The organism is Kitasatospora sp. NPDC048407, from assembly GCF_043200475.1.
Lineage (GTDB): Bacteria > Actinomycetota > Actinomycetes > Streptomycetales > Streptomycetaceae > Kitasatospora.
Window position 1 is genome coordinate 92,875 of record NZ_JBICXW010000022.1, and the last position, 11,642, is coordinate 104,516.

General features: G+C 74.0%; 7 protein-coding genes and 1 pseudogene. 6 read left to right on the plus strand and 2 right to left on the minus strand.

The genetic code is table 11. The annotated features are described in order from the left end of the window. Positions 1 to 223 precede the first annotated feature (223 nt). The 3 genes from ACGFWJ_RS30415 (at position 224) to ACGFWJ_RS30425 (ending at position 3,626) form a co-directional block, all read left to right on the plus strand. Complete coding sequence (locus ACGFWJ_RS30415; protein ID WP_392955250.1) at positions 224 to 2,305, plus strand: asparagine synthase-related protein; 2,082 nt, start codon at positions 224 to 226, stop codon at positions 2,303 to 2,305. A 46-nt stretch (positions 2,306 to 2,351) separates the two neighbouring features. Beyond that, entirely contained in the window at positions 2,352 to 2,840 is a 489-nt protein-coding gene (locus tag ACGFWJ_RS30420) for a universal stress protein (RefSeq protein WP_387640661.1), read from the plus strand. Between the two features lie 90 nt (positions 2,841 to 2,930). Beyond that, on the plus strand, positions 2,931 to 3,626 hold the full coding sequence (locus ACGFWJ_RS30425; protein WP_387640664.1) for a DsbA family oxidoreductase: 696 nt from the start codon (positions 2,931 to 2,933) through the stop codon (positions 3,624 to 3,626). A 31-nt stretch (positions 3,627 to 3,657) separates the two neighbouring features. Here ACGFWJ_RS30425 and ACGFWJ_RS30430 read toward each other — a convergent pair whose 3' ends face one another. Further along, positions 3,658 to 5,631 (minus strand): sigma-70 family RNA polymerase sigma factor, encoded by a 1,974-nt coding sequence (locus ACGFWJ_RS30430; RefSeq protein ID WP_392955253.1) that lies wholly within the window; start codon positions 5,629 to 5,631, stop codon positions 3,658 to 3,660. A 306-nt stretch (positions 5,632 to 5,937) separates the two neighbouring features. Next, positions 5,938 to 6,744 (minus strand): TetR/AcrR family transcriptional regulator, encoded by an 807-nt coding sequence (locus ACGFWJ_RS30435; RefSeq protein WP_392955255.1) that lies wholly within the window; start codon positions 6,742 to 6,744, stop codon positions 5,938 to 5,940. A gap of 1,001 nt (positions 6,745 to 7,745) precedes the next feature. Here ACGFWJ_RS30435 and ACGFWJ_RS30440 point away from each other — a divergent pair. From ACGFWJ_RS30440 to ACGFWJ_RS30450, 3 genes and pseudogenes are all read left to right on the plus strand, one after another. Then, entirely contained in the window at positions 7,746 to 7,961 is a 216-nt protein-coding gene (locus tag ACGFWJ_RS30440) for a hypothetical protein (protein WP_392955257.1), read from the plus strand. A 360-nt stretch (positions 7,962 to 8,321) separates the two neighbouring features. Next, complete coding sequence (locus ACGFWJ_RS30445; RefSeq protein WP_392955259.1) at positions 8,322 to 9,611, plus strand: NAD(P)/FAD-dependent oxidoreductase; 1,290 nt, start codon at positions 8,322 to 8,324, stop codon at positions 9,609 to 9,611. A 252-nt stretch (positions 9,612 to 9,863) separates the two neighbouring features. Next, a pseudogene (locus ACGFWJ_RS30450) lies at positions 9,864 to 11,081 on the plus strand (PP2C family protein-serine/threonine phosphatase); the annotation flags it as partial. Positions 11,082 to 11,642: the final 561 nt, after the last annotated feature.

Consider the following 11,642-nt stretch of genomic DNA (forward strand, 5'->3'; position numbering starts at 1 on the left):
GGACCACTTTCGCGCCGTGCTGTCCGGCCACCGGCCGTTCCCCGGGCGGGAGTTCGAGGACCCGCACGGCCCGGGCCCCGGAGGGGGTGGCCCGGTCCGTGCGCCCCGCCGCGCAAGCCTGGCCCGATTTCGTCGCGCCAGTGGCACGATTACTCCCGACGGTGCGCCAATTCCCCACACATCATCGGATGTTCGCCGCGCGCCGAGGCACCACGGAGGCGCGATGCGGTGGCTCACCGGCTGGAGCGGCCCGACCGCCGACCCGGCGCTCGCCGCGGTCCGGCCGATCGCCGGCACCCTGCTCTGGAGCGGCCCCGACCCGCTCTGGGCCGTCGGCGACTGGCGCCCCGACGAACTGCGCCTCGCCGTGCTCCGCCCCGGCGCCCCCGCAACCGTCCGCGGCGGACTCGACCCGCGCGACCCCACCGACCGCGCCGACCAGGACACCCCCGCCACCCTGCGCCTCGCCGTCGCCGGCCGCTGCGGCGCCACCGACCGCGAACTCGCCGACGGCCTGGCCGCCGCCCGCGGCGGCGCGCTGCGCCACCTCACCCACTGGCCCGGCAGCTACACCGTCGTGCTGCGGGCCGGCACCCGCTCCACCGTGCTGCTCACCGACCTGGCCGGCGTCCAGCCGGTCTTCCACACCCCGTTCGCCGGCGGCACCGCCTACGCCACCGCCGCACTGCCGCTGGCCGACCTGGTCGGCGCACCCCTGGACGCCGGCCACCTCGCCGCCCGCCTCGCCACCCCCGAGACACCCGAGGCGCTCGGCGACCGCACCCCCTTCCGGGGCGTCCGCCGGGTGCCGCCCGGCCACGCCCTCGGCATCCGCGGCGGCCGCGCCCACCACACCGCGCACCCCGACGAGCCCGCCGAGGCCCGGGCCGAGGCGCCCGCCGTCCGCGAACTCACCCGCGCCCTGCTGGAAGCCGTCCGCTGCCGGGTCCGCGCCACCGCCCCCGGCGACCGGCCCCGGCTCGGCGTCGACCTGTCCTACGGCACCGCGTCCGCCACCGTCGCGCTGCTCGCCGCCGCCGTCCCGCTGACCACCTGCCCGCACCCCGGCGCCGCGCTCGAACGGCCCGCCGCCCGCACCGGCGCCGTCCGGGGCTCCTGGGCCCGCGGCGGCGCCGGCGAACGGCCCGAACCCGAGACGCTCCCGGCCGTCACCCTCGGCGACGCCGACGGCCTCACGCTCGCCGTGCACGCACCCCGACTGCGCCACCTCGTCGTCCCGCCCGTCCTCCCGTACGCCGGACTGGACGGGCCCGGCGGCCCGCTCACCGACGAACCCGGCCCCGCACTGCTGGTCGCCGCCCGGCACACCGCCGCGCACCGGGCCGGCGGCGCCGACCACCTCACCGGCCACGGAGCCCGGCAGGTCCTCGACGGCCACCCCGCCCGACTCGCCGACCTGATCCGGGCCGGCCGCCCGCTCCACCTGCTCCCCCCGATCGCCGCCCTGGCCGGCGCCGACCGCGCCACCGCCGGCACCCTCACCGCCACCCTGCACACCCCCGTCACCGTGCTGCGCGCCGCCCGCCGCCTCGCCCGCACCCGCTACGCCGACGCCCTCGACGACCTCGCACTGCGCCTGCGACTCCGACACGAACCGGGCGAGGCAGGCACCATGGGCCGCGCGATGGCCGCCGAACTGACCTGGCACCGGACCGGCCCGGCCGCCCACCTGCTGGCCGACGAACCCCTCGCCGCGCTCGCCCAGCACCTGCGCACCGCCGCCCGCGACGGCGCCCCCACCGAACCGCCCGGCGCCCGCCGCGCCCGGCTCGCCCTGCACCGGCAAGCCGCCCACTACCGCACCCTGGTGCACGCCACCGAACAGCACGGCCAGCGCCTGCACGCGCCGTTCCTCGACAACCAGGTGGTCCGCGCCGCCCGCCTGCTCCCCGACGAGATCCGGCTGCAACCCGGCGCCCGGCCCGCCCTGCTGGCCGCCGTGCTGGCCGGCGCCGGCCGCACCGACCTGCCCGCCGACTGGGGCCGCACCACCGGACCCGACCCGCACACCGCCGCCCGGAACGGCATCCGGGCCGCCGCCCCCGCGCTCGCCGAACTGCTCGACCGCCCGCTGCTCGGCGAGGCCGGACTGATCGACACCCCCGCCGTCCGCAAGACCCTCGCCACCGCCACCGACCCCGCGCAGGACGCCCCGCCCGCCACCCTCGCCGCGCTCGGCGAGCTGATCGCCGTCGAACTCTGGCTGCGCCGCCTCGCCGCCCGCCGCCCCGGCTCCGCCTGGACCGGCCTGCCCGCCCCGCGCCGCACCGCCCTGGAGCGCTGAGCGTGCCTGCCCGGCCCGGGCCGGTCCGCCGGATAGCTTCGGGGCCATGACCCTCCCCGTCAGCACCGAGGCCCCGCCGCCCGGCGCCGCGATCCTCACCGCCTGCGACGGCTCCGACGCCTCGCTCTGGGCGCTCGACCGGGCGATGACCGAGGCCGAGGCACACCACCTGCCGCTGCACGTGCTCGCCGTGGTCAACCCCTCGCCCACCGGCTGGGCGCCGGGCATGGCCGACCTGGTCCAGGAGAGCGTCCAGCGCCTCACCGCGAGCATGTCGGACGGCCTGCGCCGCGCCGTCGACACCGTCCAGGCCGCCCGCCCCCGCCCGTACGCCGGGCCGCTCACCCTGCACGTGCTGCTCGGCAACGTGGTGGACGTACTGCTCCGGGCCGCGGACGGGCGGCACACCCTGGTGCTCGGCACCCGCGGCAACGGCGGCTTCTCCCGGCTGCTGCTCGGTTCGGTCAGCACCGCCGCCGTGCACCACGCCGGCTGCCCCGTGCTGGTGGTCCCGGCGCCCGCCGAGGACGCCTGACCAGGAATGACCGCCGGTGGTTGAGCGTTCATCTTCCTGTTGGAGGTCACCCGGCCGCCGCGAACCACCCCGACAGGAGCCAGCCCCGCCATGAAGGTCGAAATCTACTCGGACATCGCCTGCCCCTGGTGCTACGTCGGCAAGCGGCGCTTCGAGCAGGCACTCGAGCGCTTCGAGGGCAAGGACGGCGTCGAGGTGGTCTACCGCCCCTACCAGCTCGTCCCCGACGCCCCCGAGCAGGCCCGCCCGCACCGCGAATGGCTCGCCGAGCGCTACGGGCCGCAGTCCCTCGCCATGGACGCCCGGATCACCGAGGTCGGCAAGACCCTCGGCATCGACTACGACTTCGACGCCGCGCTCGAGGTCAACACCCTCCGCGCCCACCGCCTGCTGCACCTCGCCGAGACCGAGTACGGCCCCGCCGTGCAGGCCGCCCTCAAGGAGCGCCTGCTGAAGGCGCACTTCTCCGAGGGCGTGAACGTCGGCGATGTCGAGGCGCTGGCCGGCCTCGCCGCCGAGACCGGCATCGACCGCGAGCGCGCCGCCGCCTACCTGGCCGGCGACGAGGGCGAGGCCGAGACGCTCGCGCAGCTCGCCGAGGCCCGCGCCATCGGCGTCACCGCCGTCCCCACCTTCGTCTTCGAGGGCCAGTGGGCCGTCCAGGGCGGCCAGGAGGCCGACACCTTCCTCCAGGTGCTGCGCCAGGTCGAGGCCGAGACCTCCCGGCAGCTCACCCCGATCGTCCCGGACGGGGAGACCTGCGCGGACGGCAGCTGCCAGATCTGAGGCCCGGCCGGGGCTGGCCTGCTGCCGGCCGTCAGCAGCTGAGACTGGCCTGCGCCCAGTCCGCCAGGTCGATCACCGGGACGGAACCGCGGGCCGTGGTCACCACCAGCCGGATCGAGGACTGGCCGGCCAGTTCGGCGTGCACCGCGACCGGATCGTCGTTCGCGGACAACTCGCCGGAACTCCACAGCACTTCACCGTTGTCGCCCTGCACCGCGAAGATCACCCGCCCGTAGGTCACCCCGAAGTCGTCCAGCCCGGCGACGGCGTCGAACGACCGGCAGCTGCGGTTCAGGTCGATGGTCACCCGGGACGGCACCTGGACCGCCAGCACGTGCCGGTAGAAGTCGCCCTGCATCCACGCCCCGGACCGCTGCATGGCGGACCCGGCGCCGCGGATGGTCGGGGTGCCCGGGGTGCGGTGCCCGCGGTTCAGCGGCAGCTCGTCCAGCCAGAACCGGCTGACCGCGCTGGTGCTCGGACTCGGCGAGGGGCTCGGGGGCGGGCTCGACGGCGCCTGGACCGGCGGCTCCGGGCTCGGCGCCTGGGACTGCGGGGCGGACGGCTCCGGTCTCGGCGACTGCGAAGGCGTCGAACCGGTCTTCGGCGTCGGACTCGGGGTCTGCGACGGCGACTGGGACGACGACGGCGATGACGGCGACGACGTCGGTGCGGCGGGCGTCGGCTTCGGCGCGGCCGCCTGCGGCACCGGCGTCGGGGCGTCCGGCACCGCGCTGATCGGCGGCGGCGCGGCCACCGGCGGTGTCGGCTCCGGCGAACCGGTGAGCGCGTACGCGGCGACGGCCACCGCCACCATGGCGATGCCCGCGGCGATCCCGGCCTTCGCGGCCGTGCCGAGCCCCTGCCCGGCCGCCGCGGTCGCCCCGCCACCACCGGACGACCCGCCCGCCGCCGTACCGCCGCCCGCCGCGGCCGCACCGCCGGCGACCGCGCCCGTGACGGCGGCCCCGGCACCGGCCGCGGCCACCGCGGCCGTGAACCAGCCGGCGCCGACCCAGAGCAGCGCGCCCCCGGGCAGCACCGCCCGCAGACTGTGGTTGATGTCGGCCAGCTCCAGGTACGCGGCCGTGCAGCGGGTGCAGTCCTGGACGTGCTTGCCGACCTCCGCCGACGCCCGCTTGCGCAGCGAGCCGCGGGCGTACGCGCCCAGCCGGTTCGCGTACCCGGCGCAGCCCGACTCCTGACTGCCCGACACGTGCGCCTGCAGGAACGCGGCGGCCAGCCGGTCCCGGGCCCGGTGGGCCTGCACGGCCGTCGCGTTGGCGGTCTTGCCGAGCATCACCGCCACCGTCTTCGGGGACTCCCGCTCGACCTCGGTGTGCCAGAGCACCACCCGGTCGTCCTCCGGGAGTTCGGCGTACGCCCGCATCACCATGCGCTGATCGGCCAGCGCCAGCGCCCAGGCGTCCGCGCCCGGGTCGGCCAGGTCGAACTCGATGGTGGCGGCGGACGCCTCGGCGAACGTCGAGAAGTCGTCCACCAGTTGCTCGCGCCGGTCCGAACGCGTCCAGGCCGCCGCGACGTTGCGCACCGCCGTCAGCAGGTAGGCGCGGACCGCGAACTCCGGCCCCTTGCCCGCCTTCAACGCCTGCAGGGTGCGGGCGAACACCTCGCCCGCGAGGTCCTCGGCGGTGAAACTGTCCCGGCAGCACGTCCGGGCGTAGCGGCGCACCGCGTCCGCGTGCCGGCGGTAGATCTCCTCGTACGCGGCGTCGTCGCCGGCCCGCACCCGGGCGGTCAACTCGGCGTCCGAGGCCGGGCGTTCACCGTCCACCGGATCGGCCGGCGGGGGCACCGCGGCGCGCACCGCGAACTCCTCGGTGATGAACGCCTCCGGGCTGACGCCGCCCTGCCCGGCGGGGGCCTGGCCCGGCACCCGGCCGGTCAACGACTCCCGGGCGGGGCTGCCCGCCTGGTCCGGGACCTGCGCGGCACCCAGCCCGAAACCGAACTCCCCGCCCTCGCCCTGCTCCTCGGGATTCACCTGGCACCGCCCGCCCGCACGGCGCGCGACCCGGGCCGCCCCTCGAACTCGACGGCGGGCACGGTACGCAACGGGACAATGGCTCCAACCACGGGCAAAGCATGGCATGGTGCAGCGACCACCGGTAGCCGCCCGGTGCCGCACCCACTCTTCCGTGCCGCCGCTCGCCGAAGTGTTCGGAGATCGACGGCGCAAGCACCGCGCGTACCCCGACAGTTCCGCGCGCCGCCCGCGCCGGGCGGCGCCCCGTCACTCGAACGATGCGTCACCGGCCCGGCCGCCGATTCCACGGCCCCCGGTGCCGGTTCAGGCCGCGCGCAGACCCTGCAACAGGAGCTGGAGCAGCCGGCCCCCGGCACCACCCTCACCGCCGTCCCCGGCCTCGAACGCCGCCGACGCGTGCACCGGCACCGCCGCCGTCAGCACCAGCACCACATCGGACACCGTCACCCCCGGCCGCAACTCGCCCGCCGCACCCGCCCGGGCCACCAGCGCCGCCAGCAACTGCAGCAGCAGCCGCGGATCCGCACTCGACTCACCCTCGGCCACTCCGCCGAACGCCCGCAGCTCGGCACCGCGCTGCTCCGGCACCCGGCCGATCTCCTCGGCATAGCGGAACGCCTCCGGCGGCAGCAGCCGGCCCGCACCCGAGGACGCAGCCCGCTGCAGGAACCCGGCCAGCGCATCCCACGGACCGTTCAACCCGCCGTGCAGCGACTCCCGGGCCTGCGCCGTCAGCCACGACACCTCCTCGGCGGCGATCCGCTGGACCAGCACCTCCTTGCTGGGGAAACGCCGGTACACCGTGCCGACACCAACCCCGGCCCGGCGCGCGACCTCCTCCATCGGCGCCCCGTACCCGAGCTCGCCGAACACCTCACGGGCAGCCCGCAGCACACTCTCCAGGTTCCGCCGGGCATCCACCCGCAAGCGCGAACCCGCACCCCGCGGCTCGCCCGGGCGCTCACCCGGACGCTCGCCCAGGCGCTCATTCGGCGGGAACGCGTACTGCTCCCGCGCACCCGGCCCGCGCTGCTCCGGCACCACATCCACCGCGGTCCTCCCGAACGCGCCACTTGGCGACCGCTCGGCCAACTGTTCCTGCTCCGACATGCCAACCTCCCCCGAGGCACCCCGTCCCGGGCACCCGAACGGTCACTGCGCCCCCTGGTGTGCGCTGCCGACACCGGTCGGTCCGACGTCCGCGCACTACCTTCCCCGGATGGCTCCCGGGCAGTCGCACCGACGCCACCGGGCTCGCAGGTACATGGACCGGCACCATCGGCGGTCCGAACCACAATCCGACCATAGTTCAAGGAAGTTCGCCGCAGAAGTGGACCACCCGCCACCCCGAACGGCCCGATCTCGCCCCCACTCCGGACAAATCCCCCCAGCGTCGCCCATCGGCCCACGTGAGGCCCATCACATCCGGTCGGCGACACCCCTCTGCCCCGGCTTGCCCTCCTTTGCCAGGTCTTGACGAGGCATCAGAACCCCCGAACCGCCCCCGCCCCGGCTCCGAGCCGGTCGAACGTACACGTTCCCGCCCGCCGAACGACCGTTCCTCGCTAGCGTGCTCAACGCACTCGCACAACAACCACACAAATTTGCCGACCACATGGGGGGTCATGATGCGGCAAGCAGAACCCGGGGGAAGCGGGGGAAACGGATTCACCGTTTCCCCCGACGAGTTGGAACAGTCCGGCCGGACGGCCCAACAGACCGCCAGTGAACTCAACTCCTGCACCGACGAATGGAAGCGGCTGCTCGACAACCTCTCCCGGGAGATGGACTTCAGGGCGACAAGCTGATCCGCACCGCCGCCAACTACCGCAAGGGCGAACAGGACGCCACCAGGAGCGTGGGCGCCGTCGAAGCCCAGGCCCCCTCCGCGCGGCGTCCCGACCGTGCCCGCAGGCACCGGCACCGGGGCCCGGCCCGGGCGCACTCATCTTTGGAGCGGCCGCGGGCTGGGGAATCGGGCACACCGTCGATCCACACCACCTGTGGTTTGGCCAGGACCCTGTGAGCGAGGGATTCGGAGCCAATCGTTTCGTTGTCGCCGACGGGCCCATGGTCAGCTTCGACTCGCACTCCGACTGGCAGGAACAGCGGTGAAGACGCGACTCCTGGGTACAGCGCTCGTCGCGGCCTTGCTGTTCGGACCAATTGTCACCGGCTGTTCGGCCTTCCGTGATGACAAGCCGGTGGTCGCGCTCGACGCGGCCCGGTCGACCATCGACACCCTGTTGGACGGGGCGACGAAGGCCATCACCCCGGCGGTGGGCTATGACGACGACTTCTACACCGCGAAGGTGCATTCCGACTGAAGGTGAAGGACCCCGGCAGCGGCCACCCGTTCCTGAGTGAGGAGACCTCCCGCCCGTCCCCTGCCGCGACACCCGCCGGCCGGCAGGACGACCCGTACTGGTCGCACTGACCGTCGCCCAACCCCCGTGCCGCCCCCGCCAGTTGCTCGGTCGGGGCGGTACGGCGCGTTTCGGGGCCGCTTTCCGGACTGGATTCGGGCCGATCCGGCCCGGAGTGTGGACAAGAACCCTCCGGTGGGTGCGTCATAGGGGGAACGTGAAACGGGTCACAGCCCGAGGGCCGGCCGGAGGTGCCCCATTCGGATCCTGATCATCGGCGGCGGCTGCGCCGGACTGAGCACCGCGCTGCGCCTCCAGCAGTTGCTGCGACCGCAGTTGAGGGACCGCCGGATCGACATCACGATCGTCGAACCGCAGCCGTACCTCACCTTCCAGCCGCTGCTGGCCGAGGTCGCCGCCGGCTCCATCGACCCCCGCCACGTGGTCGTCCCGCTGCGCACCGCGCTGCCCGACTGCCGGGTGCTCACGGCCCGCGTCACCAGGATCGACCACGCCGTCCGCACAGCCTGGGTGGATGCGGCGCCGCGCGGCGAGCTCCGGCTGCCCACGGAAGTTCCGTACGACGTCCTGGTGATGGCCCCGGGCGCGGTCTCCCGCACCGCCCCCGTGCCCGGCCTCGCCGACCACGGCATGGGCTTCGCCACTGTCGGCGAGGCGGTCGCGCTGCGCAACCACGTCCTGGAGCAGCTCGACCTGGCCTCCTCCACCCGCGACCCGGCGCTCCGGCAGGCCGCCCTCACTTTTGTCTTTGTCGGCGCGGGCTACGCGGGCGTCGGGGCCCTGGCCGAATTGGAGGACATGGCCCGCACCGCCACCAAGGGCTTCCACAACCTCACCCCGGAGGACCTGCGCTGGGTACTGGTCGAGGCCAGGGACCGCATCCTCAGTGAGGAGATCCCGGAACTCGCCGCCCACACCCTCGCCGAACTCCGCGAACGCAATATCGACATCCGGCTCTCCACCACCCTGGAATCCGCCGTCGATCAGGTCATGGTGCTCTCCGACGGCGGGCGCTTCGCCGCCCGCACCCTGGTGTGGACGGCCGGCATTCGTCCCGCCCCGGTGCTCGCCCTCACCGACCTCCCGCTCGACCACGCGGGCCGGATCACCTGCCTGCCCACCCTCCGGATCGCCAACCCCGACGGCACCGCCCTGACCGGCGCCTGGGCGGCCGGTGACTGCGCCGCCGTCCCCGACCAGGCCGGCCAGACCTGCGCCCCCAACGCCCAGCACGCCCTCGCCCAGGCCAAACTCCTCGCCGAGAACCTCGCCGCCGAGCTCGCCGGTCAGCCCCTCACCGACTACCGCCCGGGCGACCCCGCCTGCTCCACCTCACTCGGCCTGCGCCGGGCCGTCGCCCACACCCGACGCGGTGCCCGCCTCACCGGCCGCCGCGCCTGGTGGCTGCACCGCGCCCGCCAGCTGCGCCGCCTGCCCAGTCGGGAGCGCCGGATCAGGGTCCTGATGGACTGGCTGTTCGGCGGCCTGTTCCCACGCGAGGTGGTCGCGCTCGGCGCCATCGAGCATCCCCGTGCCGAGTTCGAGTCCGGTTTCACCACCGGCCCCGGTACGTCCGGCCCCGGCAGCTGACAGATCCCTTCACCCGCGCTACGGCCCGCACGGAGGCACACCCCGGCGCACGCCCGCCGGAACGCGCCGCATCGGGGGCTCGACTTCCGGAATCACCCCGGAGCCTGACAGGATCGACCCCGCCCACCCATCACGCCTTGTGCTGGTGCACGCACACAAGGTGATGATCACACCGCAATCGACCCACAGAGCAGGCACACCCCACATCAGTTCCCCCCAAGTCCCCCAGTTCCCCCGAGGAAGCGGCCGACGTTGAACCTCATGCGCTGGAGCGCCCGGCTCACCGGAGCCGCCAGGCGGACGCCCCCCACCACCGCGGACGAACCCGTCACCGTCCCCGGCCAGCGCGACCGCGCCGCCTCCGGCCCCGACCTCCGCGACCCCGAACAGCTCTACGACCTCCGCGACGTCCTGCATCGCCTGCCCGCCCCCGTCGCCCTCACCCACGGCCCGCAGCACTCGCTCGGCTACGCCAACCGCGCCTACCGCGACCTGTTCGGCCCCCGCACCCCCGGCCGCCCCGCCGCCGAAGCCCTCCCCGAACTCACCGCGCTCGGCGTGCTCCCCCTGCTCGACCAGGTCCTGCGCAGCGGCCGCCCCCGCAGCGTCAAGGCACGGTGCATCCTCGGCCTCGGCGGCAACCGCTACTACAACATCGCCTGCGTCCCGCTCGGCCCCGACGAACACAGCACGCCCGCCGGCGTCCTGATCTTCGCCACCGAAGTCACCGACCAGGTTCAGGCCGCCGGCCGCCTCCGCGACGCCGAACGCCGCCAACGCGAAGCCGCCGTCACCCTCCAGCACAGCCTGCTCCCGCAGAAACTCGAACAGCCCGCCGACCTCCACGTTGCTGCCACTTACCAACCTGGCGGAGCCGAAGCAGCCGTCGGCGGCGACTGGTACGACGTCATCGGCCTCGGCGGCGGACGCACCGCCCTCGTCATCGGCGACGTCATGGGCCGCGGTCTGCGCGCCGCCGCCGTCATGGGCCAGCTCCGTACCGCCGTCCGCGCCTACGCCCGCCTCGACCTCCCGCCGCACGAAGTAATGACCCTGCTCGACGGCCTCGCCATGGAGATCGACGCCAACCAGATCGCCACCTGCACCTACGCCGTCTGGGATCCAGCCACCACCACACTCGTCTACGCCTCCGCCGGCCACCTCCCCCTCCTCCTCCGCGCCCCCGACGGCACAGTCCTGCGCGGCGAGGAACAGAACGGCCCACCCCTCGGCACCGGCGGCGCCGGCCACCTCTCCCACACCCTCCGCCTGCTCCCCGGCACCACCGGCGTCCTCTACACCGACGGCCTGGTCGAACGCCGCGACCAGGACATCGACCAGGGCATCGACCACCTCGCCCACACCCTCACCGGTTCCGTCGCCACCCCCGACATCGTCTGCTCCCGCCTCCTGCGCGCCCTCGGTGTCTCGGCGGAACACGACGACGACGTCGCCGTCCTGGTCTTCCAGGTGGCACTTCCCGGCACCACTTGATGCCGGGTCCGAAGGTGTGTAGAGTTCTCCGAGTTGCCTGACAGGGAGCACCGAGCACGCGTCTGCGTGGACGGTCCCGGGGCGGCCAATCCCTGAGAACCACCCAGTTGATCCGTGACGGGTCGCGTCCTTTTCGCGTCTCCGTTCGTATTTGCTGTGCGCGATTTCGGAGATTGCGGCGGATTCGCTTTTCGGAGCGGTGATCGGCTAGAGTTTGAAACGTCGGAACGGCCGCGAGGCAGGGAAGGCAAACAGCAAGTCGGATCGAAACTCCGGAAAACGGAGCGGAAAACATCTGATAAGCTGAGAACACGAAAGAACGAAGCGCCCGGAGGGCCTGCTGGAAGGCAGACCGAAGGAAGTGTCCGTTCCTTGAGAACTCAACAGCGTGCCAAAAGTCAACGCCAGATATGTTGACATCCCCGGCCAGCCGGTATCGGTTGGTTGGAGATTCCTTTATGAAGTAACACTAGCGAGGACGCAGTGCGCAGGACCGCCCTATTCCGGTGGTTGCTGTGCCGCTCTTTCGTGAAAGCA